The sequence below is a fragment of the Streptomyces sp. NPDC034037 genome, from assembly GCF_055575715.1.
In genome coordinates this window covers 124,272-137,632 of record NZ_JBVISC010000004.1, presented here as the reverse complement: position 1 = coordinate 137,632, position 13,361 = coordinate 124,272, and the positions used below count along the sequence as shown (strand labels likewise).

Genomic DNA, 13,361 nt, shown 5'->3' with positions numbered 1-13,361 from the left:
CCAAGTGATCCCAAGAGGTGGCGTCGGCCTCACCCCGGGGGTCAGCCGGCCCGCCGCTGCTGTTTGGCACGGGAGCGCTTCTCCACGTACATCCGCTGGTCGGCGGAGTGCAGCACCTCGTCGGCCGACATCCCGCAGTGCGCCCAGCCGATGCCGAAACTGGCCCCGACCCGCACCGCCCTGCCGTCGACCCGGATCGGCGGGATGATCGCGTTGCGCAGCCGGACGGCGAGGTCCTGGGCGTCGGCGCGGCCGAGCCCGTCGGCGAGGACGACGAACTCGTCGCCGCCGAGCCGGGCCACGGTGTCCCCGTCGCGGACGCCGCTGGTCAGGCGCCTGGCGACCTCGATGAGGACGGCGTCACCGGTGTGGTGCCCGAACCGGTCGTTGATGGACTTGAAGCCGTCGAGGTCGCAGAAGAGGACCGCGAGTCCCTTGGTGCCGTCGTCCACGTCCCCCTCCCGGCCCTCGGGGGCGATGGTGTGGACGTGGTGGTCGAAGCCGTCGGCGTGCTCCAGCGAGGCGTGCCCGAAGTCGAAGCCGTGCTCGTAGGCGGCGTCCAGGGAGTCGACGGCGCTCGGCCTGCCCGCGTGCGGCCTGCGGCACAGGCGGGCACTGAGGCGGGCCCGCAGCTCGGCGGAGTTCGGCAGCCCGGTCAGGGAGTCGTGCGAGGCGCGGTGGGCGAGCTGGAGCTCGCGGCGCTTGCGCTCCTCGATGTCCTCGACGTGCGTGAGCAGGAAGCGGGGCCCGTCGGCGGCGTCGGCGACCACGGAGTTGCGCAGCGAGACCCACACGTACGTACCGTCGCGCCGCGCCAGCCGCAGCTCGGCGCGGCCGCCCTCGGCGGAGGTCCGCAGGAGCGTGCCGATGTCCTCGGGGTGGACGAGGTCGGAGAAGGAGTAGCGCCGCATGGCGGAGGCGGGGCGGCCGAGCAGGCGGCACAGCGCGTCGTTCGTCCGCAGGAGCCGCCCGTGCTGGTCGCCGCCCATCTCGGCGATGGCCATGCCGGAGGGCGCGTACTCGAAGGCCTGCCGGAAGGACTCCTCGCTGGCCCGCAGTGCCTGCTGCTCGCGCTCCAGGCGGACCAGGGCGCGCTGCATGTTGGCCCGCAGCCGGGCGTTGCTGATCGCGATGGCGGCCTGGAAGGCGTACATCTGGAGGGCCTCGCGGCCCCAGGCGCCGGGCCTGCGGCCGTTGCGCGGCCGGTCCACGGAGATCACGCCGAGCAGCTCGCCGCCGGCGGCGCCGGTCGCGTACATGGGCGCGAAGAGGCGGTCGGCGGGGTGCCACTCGTCCTCGAAGCGGGGCTCGGGGCCCTCGGTGTACCACTGCGGGACGTCGTCGTCGTCGAGGATCCAGCCCTCGGTGTGCGGGATGAAGCGCAGGGCGCCCCACGCCTCGCCCATGGCCAGGCGGCGCTCCCAGGCGTCGCGGGAGCCGACGCGGCCGGTGATGAGGGCCTCGGCGGAGGAGTTGCCCGCGAAGGCGGCGACGACGAGATCGCCGTCCGGGCGCACGAGATTGACGCAGGCCAGTTCATAGCCAAGGCCGTTGACGACGCCGTCGGCGACGGTCTGCAGCGTGTCCGCCAGGCTCCGGGCGGTGTTCAGTTCCGCTACCACCTGATGCAGCTGCCGCAGGGTCGCAAGACGGACGTACGGCTCCGACTCGGTCTCCATGCTCGTTCTCCCCGAGACCTCGACAGCAATCCAGGATGCGCGGCGCCCGCAGTGTCTTTCTGTGCCCTTGTGCCCTCAGTGTCTTATTGCCACCGTCACTGAATCACAGCGAGCTGCCCACCCGGTACACAGGGTCAACAAAATATGGGCCCTGTGACTCAAGTCACAGGTGGGACAGGGTCGTTGGTCCAGTCCACCGGGCGATACGGCACCGCGTGCCACCCTTCCCTCGGCCGTGGGACCTAGGACCCGCCTCGGCCCCGGGGCCGATGTGGCACCCCGGGCCGGGGGGTTAGCGTCGTCACCGTGGCTCAGACACCGAAGACTCTCCCGGCCCCGCCTTCCCCACGCCTCCCGTCGCCGGATGGGCATGCTGGTGGGGTGAGCGACGACGAGTTCCGCGCGGCGATGTCCCGGCTGGCGGCGGGTGTGGTCCTGGTGACGGCGCGCGAGGCGAGCCTGGACGCCGACGACCCGAGCGCCCCGGTGGGCGAGGACGTGGGCATGACGGCGACGGCCTTCGTCTCCGTCTCGCTCGACCCGCCCCTGGTCATGGTGAGCCTGCGCGAGGGCTCCCGGATGGACGACCTGCTGGCCGAGCAGCCGCTGTGGGCGGTCTCGGTGCTCGCCGAGAGCCAGCGCCACATCGCGGGCCGCTTCGCCATGAAGGGCCGCATCAGCGACCGGCTGCTGTTCGAGGACATCCCGTACACGCGGGGCGCCGAGTCCGGGGCCCCGCTGATCGGCGGCGCGCTGTCCACGCTGGAGTGCCGTACGGAGCAGACGGTGCGGGCGGGCGACCACACGCTGGTGATCGGGCGGGTGCTGACGGCGTCCCTGCCGAGCGGGGAGGGCGGGCCGCTGCTGTACTTCCGGGGCCGCTACCGCCACCTCGGCTGAGCGCCCGTCGGGGGCGCGCCGCCCGCCCCGCAAGCCACTTACGGGGCGGGCTAACCCCACCCCTGTCCCGACCTGCCCCGCTTCGTCTCGCTCCGCTGCTTCTTGTTCCGCAGCCGGCGTTCGTTGATGCCGCGGGGGATCTTCGTGGCGCGGCGCGGCTTCGGCGGCGGTGCGGTGGCCTCGGCGAGCAGGGAGGCCAGCCGGGTGGCGGCCATCTCCCTGTTGCGCCACTGCGAGCGGTGCTCGGCGGCCCGCACGCTCACGACGCCGCCGACCAGGCGCGGCGCGAGCCGTTCGAGGGCCCGCCGCTTCCACACCTCCGGCAGGGCGTCGGTGTTCGCGAGGTCGAACCGCAGCTCGACCTGCGTGTCGGTGGTGTTGACGTGCTGCCCGCCCGGCCCCGAGGACCGCGAGAAACGCCACATCAGCTCGGCCTCCGGCAGGGAGACCGAACCGCGGATTACATAGGGACCGGACATGTCCCCCATGGTCCCGCGTCTGTCGGGCTCACGTCACGCACTTTTACGCGGGGCCGGTCGGGCGCGAAGGGCCGGGCGCGCCAGGGAAGCGTAAAGAAAGTAAAGCCATGCGGAACCTTCGGGACCTCGGACGGCGTTGGTACCAGTGAAGGTAGCTTCGTCCCCAGTACGAAGCCCGTACGCACTGGCTCAGACGCGGTGCGTCGTAACGAGGGAAGGGACTCCCAACAATGGCAGTAAGCCTGTCCAAGGGTGGCAACGTCTCGCTCACCAAGGAGGCTCCGGGCCTGACCGCCGTCACCGTGGGGCTCGGCTGGGACGTCCGCACCACCACCGGCACCGACTTCGACCTCGACGCCTCCGCGATCGCGGTGAACACGCAGGGCAAGGTCTACTCCGACCAGCACTTCGTGTTCTTCAACAACAAGGCGACGCCGGACCAGACCATCGTGCACACCGGTGACAACGTCACGGGCCAGGGCGAGGGCGACGACGAGCAGATCAACGTCAACCTCGAAGGTCTGCCGGCCGACATCGAGAAGATCGTCTTCCCGGTCTCGATCTACGACGCCGAGAACCGCTCGCAGAACTTCGGCCAGGTGCGGAACGCGTTCATCCGCATCATCAACCAGGCCGGCGGCGCGGAGATCGCCCGCTACGACCTCTCCGAGGACGCCGCCACCGAGACCGCCATGGTCTTCGGTGAGCTGTACCGCAACGGCGCGGAGTGGAAGTTCCGCGCGGTCGGCCAGGGCTACGCCTCGGGCCTGGTCGGCATCGCCCAGGACTTCGGCGTGAACGTCTGACCTGACGTCACCGGCTGACGTCGCTCCCCAGAGGGCCCCGGCACCCGTGCCGGGGCCCTCTGGCGTGCCCGGGGACCCCGCCCGGCTATTATCGTTCCTGTAATAGTTCGAGAAGCCGAAGAGCCCGGCGAGGGGGAGCATCCGTGGTCGTCACCGCGTGGACCCGTGCCGCGCTGCCGCTGTGTCTGCTCGGTGTCCTCGACGGTGAGGAGAAGAGCTACGGCTACGCCCTGCTCGGGCGGCTCGCCGACGCGGGGCTGGACGGGGTCAAGGCCGCGACGCTCTACCCCGCCCTCACCCGCCTCGAAGAGGAGGGCGCCGTCGCCGTCGAGTGGGGCGCGGGCGAGGGCGGTCCCGGGCGGAAGTACTACCGGATCACCGAGGAGGGGCGGGCGAGGCTGCGGCGTGACCAGGCCGCGTGGGGTGACTTCACCCGGACCGTCGCCTCGCTCCTCGGCCAGGGCGAGCTCGCTCCTCGGCCAGGGCAAGGGGGATGACAGTGCGCAGGACACGGACGAAAGCCGCGGCACCGGAGACAGCCGCGATACCGGAGACTGCCGCGACACCGGCGGCCGACCTCGTCTGGGCCCGCCCGGAGGACGAGGAGTGGGCGGACACCGTCCACGTACGGCTCGCGCTCGACCACGACGCGCCCGCCGACCTCACCGACGCGGTGCTCGCCGAGGCCCACCAGCTCGTGCGCGAGGCGGGGCTGCCCGCCCGGGAGGTCCTCGGCGCACCCGGGGCGTACGCCCGTACCGTCGCCGCCGAGCGCATCAGCGAGGAGCGCCGGGCCAGGGTCGACCCGCACGGCCTGACCCCCGCCGAACGCCTCCGCGCCTGCCTGGGCCTGCTCGGCTTCCTCGGCTTCGCCCTGAGTGCCTTGCACTGGATCGAGGACGGCCTGTGGGTGACGGGCAGTTGGGCCTCGGTCGCCGGATGCGCCGCGATCACCGCCACCATCACGCTCGGCGCCCTCGCCTTCGCCGCCCGCGCCGCCGGCCGGATGCGCGGCATGTGGGGCTTCTTCGCGGCGGCCGCCTGCGCCTTCGTGGGCGGGGTCTCCCTCGCCGCCACCGCCCCCAGGGAACGGCTGTTCGACGTGCCCGTGCCGGTGCTGATGGCGGCCTGCGCCGCCTGGGCCGTCGGGGCGTACGCGTTCCCGGACGCCCCCCTCGACCGCTGGTTCGCACCGCGCCCGCCCGCCGGCGACGAGCAGTGGCTGACCCGCCTCGAAGGGCTGCTGCGGGGCCGGCACACCATGCCGGCCGCCGAGGCGCGCGGCCATGTGCGGGAGGCCCGGCAGCACCTGGCCACGGCGGACGGCGAGCGTGCCGAGGACGCCTTCGGCGACGTCGAGGTGTACGCCATGCGGCTCGCCGAAGGGCCCCGCAAGCAGCGGCGGCTCGCCCGCCACAAGCTGTACCGCACGGCCGCGCCGGCCGCCGTGTTCGCCGTGCTCGCCGTCGACGAGGTCCTCGAAGCGGGCCATTTCACGGGCTGGGTCGCCTGCTACGCGCTCGCGTCCGGCGCCTGGCTCTGGACGGCGGCGGCCGAGTGGCGCGAGATCCGCAAGCGAGCCGGGGCCGAGCGGGCCGACCGGGCCGGTTAGCCTGCCCCGCATGATCCTCGAACCGCTCGTCGCCGTCGGCGGCGCGCTGCCGGGCCACCTGCTCACCGAGGTGACCGCGCTGTACGCGGCGAACCGCGCGTTCTTCGCGCTCAGCGGCGACTTCCCCGACCCCGACGACATCCGCGTCGAACAGGTCGCCAAGGCCCTCGCGGACGAACTGGCGCGCCCCGGCACGGACGTACTCCTCGCCCGCTCCGAGGGGCGCCTCGCCGGCGTCGCCGTCACCCTCGCCCACCACCCCGACCCCACCGACCCCGACCCGTGGATCGGGCTGTTCGTGGTCGCCGAGGAGCTGCACCGCACGGGCGTCGGGCGCCGGTTCGCCGGCCTCGTCGAGGACCGCTTCCGGGACGCGGGGCGCACGGCCGTGCGCCTGGCCGTCCTGGAGAACAACCCCGATGCGCTGCGCTTTTGGACCGCGCTCGGCTATCTCGTCATCGGGCACCGCGAGGACCGCGCGCTGCGCCGGCCGTGCGCGGTGCTGCGCAAGCCGCTGTGAGCGGCGCGCCTCAGGGGTGCTCCGGCTTCCCGTCCCCGTACAGCCAGTCGCCCCAGATCCGGCGGACCTTCTCGCGCGCCTCGTCGCCGCCCGCGTGCTTCTCCACGTACTCGGTGAAGTCCCGGGTGTCGGCGTTCTTGTGCCGGTACGTCTTCGTCCAGCCCTGCATGATGACGTAGAACGCGTCGTCGCCGACCGCCCGGCGGATCTTGTGGACGACCATCGCGCCCCGGTCGTAGACCGGCGGTTCCGAGATGTGTGCCGCGTCGGTGGGCTTCGCGGGCGGGAAGTCCCAGACGGCTTCGTTGGCTTCCTTGTTCTCGTAGAGGTCGCCCTCGTACAGCGCGTCGAACGTCTCCTGCGCGCTGTCGCCGCCGTTGTCCTCCGCGTACAGCCACTCCGCGTACGTCGCGAAGCCCTCGTTGAGCCACATGTCCCGCCAGGACCTCGGGGTCACGGAGTCGCCGAACCACTGGTGCGCCAGCTCGTGGACGAGCGTCTCGGTGTCGGGGGCGCCGGGGAAGACGGGCCGGGTCTGGGTCTCCAGGTCGTAGTCCGCGTCCTCCTCGCGGTCGACGATCGCGCCGATCGAGGAGAAGGGGTAGGGGCCGAAGTTCATCTCCGCCCACTCCATGACGTCCGGGAGCTTGGCGAGGACCTTCTTGCTCGCCTTCCTCTGCGAGGGGTCGACGGCCGTGATGACCGGCAGGCCGTCCTCCGTCACCGACGTCTCCATCTCGTACTTGCCCACGGCCACGGTCGCCAGGTAGCTCGCCATCGGCTCGGCGCTGTGCCAGGCGAAGGTGGTGCGGCCGTTCTTCGTCGACTCGCGCGTCAACTCGCCGTTGGATACGGCCTGCAGGCCCTCGGGGACGGTGACCTGTATGTCGTACGAGGCCTTGTCGCTCGGGTGGTGGTTGCCGGGGAACCACGCCATGGTACCGGTGGGCTCACCGAGTGCGAGCGCGCCGTCCACCGTCGTGAGCCAGCCCTCCTTGGAGCCGTCCGCGTCGGTGATGGCCTCCGGGGTGCCGCTGTAGCGGACGCGGGCCACGAACGTCTCGCCCCGGTCGAGTTCGTCGGCCGGGCGGACCTTCAGCTCGTGGCCGGCGCGCTGGAACCGGGCCGCCTTGCCCTCCACGGTGATCGCGGAGACGTCGAGCCCCTTGAGGTCGAGGTTGAAGGCGCTGAGGTTCTTGTCGGCGCGCGCGGTGATCTCGGCGGTGCCGGTGAGGTGGCGCGCGTCCGGGTCGTACCCGAGGGTCAGGTCGTAGTGCGTGACGTCGTACCCGCCGTTGCCCAGCTTCGGGAAGTACGGGTCGCGCACGCCGTCCGCCCCCGGCGTGCCGTCCACGCCCGAGCCGCCGCACCCGCCGACGGTGGCGAGCAGCGCCAGGGCGCAGGCGAGGGTACGGAGCACGGGGGCGGCTCGGCCGGCCGGAGATCGCAGGTCCACGCCGATGATCTTATGCGGCAATTGTTCGGCCTTGGGGCGGCCGGGGCCCCGGGGCGGGCCGGGGGCGCGGTCCGGGAAGTGGTGGCCCGGGGGTGGTCAGCGGTTCAGGGCCGCGACGCCCGCCTCGGCGAACTTCTCGTCCAGGTCGCCGCTCGGGGCGCCCGCGACACCGATGCCGGCGACGGGCGCGCCCTTGGCGGTCACCGGGGCGCCGCCCGCGAGGAAGAGCGTGCCGGGAATGTCCTTCAGGTTCGGGGCCTGCTCCAGGCGCTTGGCCAGCTCGGAGGTGGGCGCGTTCCAGGAGACGGCGGTGTACGCCTTCTTCTCGGCGGACTCGTACGCCTGCGGGCCCGCGCCGTCGCCGCGCAGCGTGACGATGGTGTTGCCGTTGCGGTCCACGACGGCGACGGAGACGCGCTGGTTCTCCTTCTTCGCCGCGTCCAGGGTGGCCTGCGCGGCCTTGGTGGCGGCGGCGACGGTCAGGTGCGTCGACCGCGTCAGGTTCTTGTCGCCCGCGTCGGCGGTGGCGGCGGCGGGCTTGGCGGCCGGGGCGCCGGTGCTCGCGGAGACGGCGTTCGCGGAGACGGCGCCGAGGGCACCGGTGCCGAGGACGGCGACGGCGACGGCACCGGTGAGGACGCGGGTGCGGCGGGAGATCTTCTGCATCGGGTGCTCCTTGGAGGGCGGCGGAAGGGGCGTTTGCCCCTGCCATCGATCCTCCGGCCGTTTCCGGGCCCCACCCCTCGGCGTACCGGCTCGGAGCCGGCCGCGACCCGGCCGACACGAGGGTCAGCCGATCGGTTGACCCGCCGGTGGCCCCGCCGGGCCACAATGAGGGTGTTCGCCCAGTTCAAGCAAGGCGTCACGCCGCACAATAGGGAGGCCCCCGTGGTGGCACGGCCCGCGCCGGCCCCGGGCCCCGCGACCGGGGAGGCGGGGGCACCCGACCCCGATGCCCGCTGGCTCGCAGCCGTCATGCACACCGCGTTCTTCCTGCTCCTCGGCTCCTCGCTGGTCCGCTTCCTGCTCCGGCACCCCGTAGGGCCCCGCACCCCGTGGATCATCGCCCTGTCGGTCTGCCTCGCGCTGCTCTACCTGTCCGGCCCCGCGCTCGGCGCCCGGTCCGCGCCGCACCGCCTCGCCTGGCTGATCCTCGTCGTGGCCGCCTGGAGCGTCCTCGTCGTCCTCGCGCCGAGCTTCGCGTGGTGCGCGGTGCCGCTCTTCTACACCGGGCTGCGCACGCTGCCGCCCCGCGCCGCGCTGTTCCTGGTGGCCGTCCTGACCGCCTTCGTGGTCGCCGCGCAGTTGCGGCTCGCGGGCCGCTTCGACCCGAACCTGCTGTTCGCGCCGCCCGCGTGGGCCGCCGTGGCGAGCGCCGTCTTCCTGTACATGCAGCGCCAGGCGGCCCGCCAGCGCGTCCTCATCGACGACCTTCTGCGCACCCGCCGCGAACTGGCCGCCACCGAACGCCGCGCGGGCACGCTCGCCGAGCGCCAGCGGCTGTCCATGGAGATCCACGACACCCTCGCGCAGGGCCTGTCCAGCCAGCAGATGCTGCTCCAGGCGGCCGACCGCCTCTGGGACACCGACCCCGCCAGGGCCCACGCCCACGTCCGTACCGCCGAATCGATCACCGAGCGCGGTCTGGCCGAGGCCCGCCGCTTCGTGCACGACCTGGCGCCCGCCGACCTCGCCGACGGCGGCGGCCTCACCGAGGCCCTGCGGGCCCTCGCCGAACGGGAGTCGGACGCCGGCCTGACCGTCCGCCTCCACGTGGAGGGCACCCCGGTGCCGCTGCCCGACCGGGTCGGCTCCGCGCTGCTGCGCATCGCCCAGGGCGCCCTGGCCAACGTACGCGAGCACGCGGACGCCACGACGGCCGCGCTGACCCTGACGCTCCTGGACGACCAGGTGGTCCTGGACGTCGCGGACGACGGCCGCGGCTTCACGCAGCCCGCGGCCGGCCGGCCCACGGCGGGCGTACGGGGCCACGGGCTGCCCGCCATCCGCGCCCGGGCGGGTCAGCTCGGCGGCACGCTGACCGTCGAGTCGGCGCCGGGCGAGGGCACCGTCCTCTCCGTGTCGATCCCCATCCCGTCGGAGTCCCCCTCGTCGATGCCCCAGGAGTCCCCGTCATGAGCCCATCGCGCCCCGTCCGCCTGCTGGTCTGCGACGACCACGTCGTCGTCCGCGCGGGTCTGCTGGCCCTGCTCGGCAGCGCCCCGGACATCGAGGTGGTCGGCGAGGCCGGCACCGGTGAGGAGGCGGTCGCCCTGGCCGCCAAGCTGACGCCCGACGTGGTCCTGATGGACCTGCAACTGGGCGCGGGCATCGACGGCGTGGAGGCCACCCGCCGCATCACCGCGCCCTCCCCCGACGCCCCGCCCCACGCCCCGCCCCACGTCCTGGTCCTGACCACCTACGACACGGACGCGGACATCACGCGGGCGATCGAGGCGGGCGCGACGGGCTACCTGCTCAAGGCGGAGCGCCCCGAGGAGCTGTTCTCCGCGATCCACGCCGCGTCCCAGGGCCGCACCGCGCTCTCGCCGCCGGTCGCCTCCCGCGTCATGGCCCGCATGCGCGCCCCGCGCCCCACGCTCACCGACCGCGAACGCGACATCCTCGGCCAGCTCTCCCAAGGGCTGGGCAACCGCGACATCGCCCGGGCCCTGTTCATCAGCGAGGCCACCGTCAAGACCCACCTGGGCCGCATCTACGACAAGCTCGGCGTCGACACGAGGGCGGGCGCGGTGGCGGTGGCTAAGGAACAGCGGCTGCTGCCGTGAGGATGGCCGGGCCGTGACACCATCGAACCGTGCTCGACATCGGTTACGCCCTCTCCCGCCGCTTCCCGGACCCCCCTGAGCTGGACTACGGCAGGGCGGACGTCCACACGCTCCGGCACGACCTGTTCTGCGGGGACGTGTATCTGGCGGACACCAAGGCCGACCGGGAACTGTCCACAGCCTGGGGATGGGTTCCCGTCCTGGACTTCGCGTGGGCGCTGTGCGACATCGTCGAGACGCTGGACAAGAACCCGCTCGGCAGCCGCGCCTCCCGGCCGCAGTACGCCGAGCTGGACTTCACGGAGTCCACGGACCGCATGCTGTTCACCCGCCGCTTCGGCTGGGTGGACATCGAGGCGGACTGGATGGACCCGGAGGAGCCCGCGCTGAGCTTCTCCCACGCGGAGCTGCGGCGCGAGGCGCGTGACTTCCTCCAGGACCTCGTCGCGGACCTCACCGACCTGCACGACTCCCTCGCCGACAACCCCACCATCTGGGCCCTCCAGTCCCGCTTCCCCCGCGTCTCCGACTGACCCCGCCGCCACCCCGGCGGAGACGGGCAGCGCCTCGCCACCCCGGCGCACGGGGAGACGCCCACCGCCTCGCCACCCCGGCGGAGACGGGCAGCGCCCCGCCACCCCTGCGGACGGGAAGACGGCCACCGCCCCGCCACCCTGCGGAGACCGCCAGCGCCCGCCACCCCGGCGGACGGGAAGACGCCCACCGCCCCGCAACTCCGGCGGAGACAGCCAGCGCCCGACCACCCCGGCGCACGGGGAGACGCCCACCGCGCGGGGCGGCGCCTCACTCCCCGAAGCCCGGCGGACGGCGATACGGCCACCGCCCCGCCACTCCGGCGGAGACGCCCGCCGCCCCGCCACCCCGGCGCACGAGGAGACGCCCACCGCCTCGCCACCCCGCCGGACGGCGATACGGCCACCGCCCCGCCACCCCAGCGCACGGGGAGACACCCACCGCCCCGCCACCCCGGCGGACGGGAAGACGGCCACCGCCCCGCCACCTGCCGGACGGCGATACGGCCACCGCCCCGCCACCCCGGCGCACGGGGAGACGCCCCCCACCCCGCCGGACGGCGAGACGCCCGCCGCGCGGGGCCGCGCCTCACTCCCCGAAGCCCGCCACCCGTACGCCCACCTCCGCGGCGAAACCCGCCGCCAGTTCCATCAGCTGCTCGGGGCTGATCACCGCCCCGGCCAGGCTGCCCACCCCGCGTACGATCTCCAGCTCCCCGGCCGCCCGCAGGTCCACGTCCTTCATCCGCGCCCCGCCGAAGTCCGCGCCCCGCAGCACGCAGTCCCGGAACTCCACCCGCTCCAAGGACGCCAGCGCGAAGTCCGGCTCGACAAGCACACACCCCTCGAAGATCACGTCCCGCAGCCGCGCCTTCCGCAGATTCAGGCAGTCGATCTTCCCGCCCCGCACCACCACCCGCTCCAGCACGGCGCCGTGCAACTGCACCCCGCCCAGCCGCGCGTCGACCACCTCGACGTCCCTCAGCGACGCCTCGGCGAGATCCGTGCCCACGCCCCTCGGCTCCGTCAGGACGCAGTCGACGAACCGCGCCCGCGTCAGCCGGGTCTCCCCGAACCCGCAGCCCACCAGCGCGCAGTCCATGAAGAACGCGCCGCCCCCGTCCTGCCCCCCGAGGTCGAGCCCGCCGAACTCCACCCCGTCGTAGTCCCCGTCGGGCTCCAGCTCCCCGCCCCCGAAGGACCGCAGCGGCGGCAGCCGCACCTCGGCCCGCCGGGCCGCCACGACCGCGCCCACGCTCTTCCTCTGACCCATGCGCCCATCGTGCCCGCCCCCACTGACAACGCCGCCACCGACGCCCACCACCCATGGGGGTTGACCTCAAGTCCGCTTCAGGTTGAAAGCTGGGCCCCGAAGCCGCCGCCCTCCCACCGGGGCGGCCCCGCCCCCCCGTGAGGAGCCCACCATGCACGCCATCCGCCTCCACGCCTTCGGCCCCGCCGAGAACCTCGTGTACGAGGAGACGGCGGCCCCCGAACCGGCCGCGGGCCAGGTCCGCGTCGGCGTCGCCGCGGCCGGCGTGCACCTGCTGGACACCGCGATCCGCGAGGGCGTACGCGGCCCGCTGCCCGAGCTGCCCGCCCTGCCCACGATCCCGGGCCGCGAGGTGGCGGGCACCGTCGACAAGGTGGGCGAGGGCGTCGACCCGGCCTGGCTCGGCAGACGCGTCGTCGCCCACATCGGGCTCGCCCCGGGCGGCTACGCCGAGCAGACCGTCACGGAGGCCTCCCGCCTGCACGAACTCCCCGACGACCTGGACTTCGCCGAGGCCGTCGCCCTGATCGGCACGGGTCGTACGACGATGGGCATCCTGCGGTTCGTGGAGCTCACCCCCGAGACGGTGGCCGTCATCCCCGCCGCGGCCGGCGGCATCGGCACCCTCCTCACCCAGTACGCCAAGCACCGGGGCGCCACCGTCATCGGCCTGGCGGGCGGCCCGCGCAAGGTGGCCCGCGTCCGCGCGAACGGCGCGGACCTGGCCGTCGACTACACCGACCCGGCCTGGCCCGACACGGTCCGCGCCCACCTGACGGACAGCCTCGGCGGCCGCGCCGCCACCGTCGTCTTCGACGGCGTGGGCGGTGAGGCGGGCCGGGCCGCGGTCGACCTGCTCGGGCCCGGCGGCCTGCACGTCGTCTTCGGCTGGTCCGGCCAGGGCATCCACGACGACGAGGCACCGGCGTCGGCACCGGCACCGGCGCCGGCGCCGACGCCGACGCCGACGCCGGGCGAGCAGGAAGCGGCCGGACGCGGCATCACGCGGGTCGACGTCCTCGGACCGGCGATGCTGCGGCAGGCCGGCGGCGACAACCCCCTGCGCACACTGGAGGAGGCCGCTCTCGCCGAGGCGGCCACGGGCCACTTCACCCCGGCCGTCCAGCGCTACCCCCTCGCGCAGGCGGCGGCCGCGCACCGCGCGCTGGAGACGCGCGGCACGATGGGCAAGGTCGTACTGATTCCCTGAGCCCCTGAGCCCCTGAGCCCCTGACCCCTTGAGTCCCTGAGCCCCTGAGCCGTCCCTGCCCATCCGCATCGGGAGCGGCTTTCGGAACCCCGCCTTCCACTACG

General features: G+C 73.8%; 14 protein-coding genes. 9 read left to right on the top strand and 5 right to left on the bottom strand.

Annotated elements, in window-relative coordinates; genetic code table 11:
- Positions 1 to 41 precede the first annotated feature (41 nt).
- A complete protein-coding gene (gene cdgB / locus ACZ516_RS15870; RefSeq protein WP_358582636.1) occupies positions 42 to 1,679 on the bottom strand; it encodes a diguanylate cyclase CdgB in 1,638 nt (545 codons plus the stop codon).
- A gap of 381 nt (positions 1,680 to 2,060) precedes the next feature.
- Between cdgB and ACZ516_RS15865 the strand changes: the two genes are divergently transcribed.
- Positions 2,061 to 2,579 carry a flavin reductase family protein gene (locus tag ACZ516_RS15865; protein WP_467465302.1) on the top strand — a complete coding sequence of 173 codons (519 nt, stop codon included), beginning with the start codon at positions 2,061 to 2,063 and terminating at the stop codon, positions 2,577 to 2,579.
- Positions 2,580 to 2,629: 50 nt separating this feature from the next.
- Here the strand turns inward: ACZ516_RS15865 and arfB are convergent, their stop codons facing one another.
- Positions 2,630 to 3,067: an alternative ribosome rescue aminoacyl-tRNA hydrolase ArfB gene (gene arfB / locus ACZ516_RS15860; protein WP_358582638.1), complete on the bottom strand. Its 438-nt coding sequence runs from the start codon at positions 3,065 to 3,067 to the stop codon at positions 2,630 to 2,632.
- Positions 3,068 to 3,288: 221 nt separating this feature from the next.
- Between arfB and ACZ516_RS15855 the strand changes: the two genes are divergently transcribed.
- The 4 genes from ACZ516_RS15855 to ACZ516_RS15840 all read left to right on the top strand — a co-directional run bounded on the left by ACZ516_RS15855 (position 3,289) and on the right by ACZ516_RS15840 (position 5,996).
- Complete coding sequence (locus tag ACZ516_RS15855) at positions 3,289 to 3,864, top strand: TerD family protein (RefSeq protein WP_358582640.1); 576 nt, start codon at positions 3,289 to 3,291, stop codon at positions 3,862 to 3,864.
- A 143-nt stretch (positions 3,865 to 4,007) separates the two neighbouring features.
- Entirely contained in the window at positions 4,008 to 4,361 is a 354-nt protein-coding gene (locus ACZ516_RS15850) for a PadR family transcriptional regulator (protein ID WP_358582650.1), read from the top strand.
- Between the two features lie 2 nt (positions 4,362 to 4,363).
- Positions 4,364 to 5,476 carry a hypothetical protein gene (locus tag ACZ516_RS15845; protein ID WP_469010618.1) on the top strand — a complete coding sequence of 371 codons (1,113 nt, stop codon included), beginning with the start codon at positions 4,364 to 4,366 and terminating at the stop codon, positions 5,474 to 5,476.
- Between the two features lie 10 nt (positions 5,477 to 5,486).
- On the top strand, positions 5,487 to 5,996 hold the full coding sequence (locus ACZ516_RS15840) for a GNAT family N-acetyltransferase (protein WP_358582655.1): 510 nt from the start codon (positions 5,487 to 5,489) through the stop codon (positions 5,994 to 5,996).
- Between the two features lie 10 nt (positions 5,997 to 6,006).
- Here ACZ516_RS15840 and ACZ516_RS15835 read toward each other — a convergent pair whose 3' ends face one another.
- On the bottom strand, positions 6,007 to 7,446 hold the full coding sequence (locus tag ACZ516_RS15835; protein ID WP_469011021.1) for a M1 family metallopeptidase: 1,440 nt from the start codon (positions 7,444 to 7,446) through the stop codon (positions 6,007 to 6,009).
- 102 nt (positions 7,447 to 7,548) lie between these two features.
- Positions 7,549 to 8,118: a GlcG/HbpS family heme-binding protein gene (locus tag ACZ516_RS15830; RefSeq protein ID WP_469010616.1), complete on the bottom strand. Its 570-nt coding sequence runs from the start codon at positions 8,116 to 8,118 to the stop codon at positions 7,549 to 7,551.
- 222 nt (positions 8,119 to 8,340) lie between these two features.
- On the opposite strand from ACZ516_RS15830, the gene ACZ516_RS15825 reads away from it, so the two are divergent.
- The 3 genes from ACZ516_RS15825 to ACZ516_RS15815 are packed head-to-tail and all read left to right on the top strand — an operon-like array spanning position 8,341 to position 10,774.
- The gene (locus ACZ516_RS15825) at positions 8,341 to 9,591 is read left to right on the top strand and encodes a sensor histidine kinase (RefSeq protein WP_469010615.1); all 1,251 of its coding nucleotides are present in this window, start codon (positions 8,341 to 8,343) and stop codon (positions 9,589 to 9,591) included.
- Positions 9,588 to 10,241 (top strand): response regulator, encoded by a 654-nt coding sequence (locus tag ACZ516_RS15820; protein WP_469010614.1) that lies wholly within the window; start codon positions 9,588 to 9,590, stop codon positions 10,239 to 10,241. The genes ACZ516_RS15825 and ACZ516_RS15820 overlap by 4 nt, the downstream gene beginning before the upstream one ends.
- A 29-nt stretch (positions 10,242 to 10,270) precedes the next feature.
- On the top strand, positions 10,271 to 10,774 hold the full coding sequence (locus tag ACZ516_RS15815) for a hypothetical protein (RefSeq protein ID WP_361083692.1): 504 nt from the start codon (positions 10,271 to 10,273) through the stop codon (positions 10,772 to 10,774).
- A 589-nt stretch (positions 10,775 to 11,363) separates the two neighbouring features.
- Here ACZ516_RS15815 and ACZ516_RS15810 read toward each other — a convergent pair.
- Positions 11,364 to 12,047, bottom strand: a complete 684-nt coding sequence (locus ACZ516_RS15810; protein WP_469010612.1) for a pentapeptide repeat-containing protein — start codon at positions 12,045 to 12,047, stop codon at positions 11,364 to 11,366.
- Between the two features lie 151 nt (positions 12,048 to 12,198).
- Here ACZ516_RS15810 and ACZ516_RS15805 point away from each other — a divergent pair, with 151 nt between their 5' ends.
- Positions 12,199 to 13,257 carry a zinc-binding dehydrogenase gene (locus tag ACZ516_RS15805; RefSeq protein ID WP_469010611.1) on the top strand — a complete coding sequence of 353 codons (1,059 nt, stop codon included), beginning with the start codon at positions 12,199 to 12,201 and terminating at the stop codon, positions 13,255 to 13,257.
- The last annotated feature ends 104 nt before the right edge of the window (positions 13,258 to 13,361 follow it).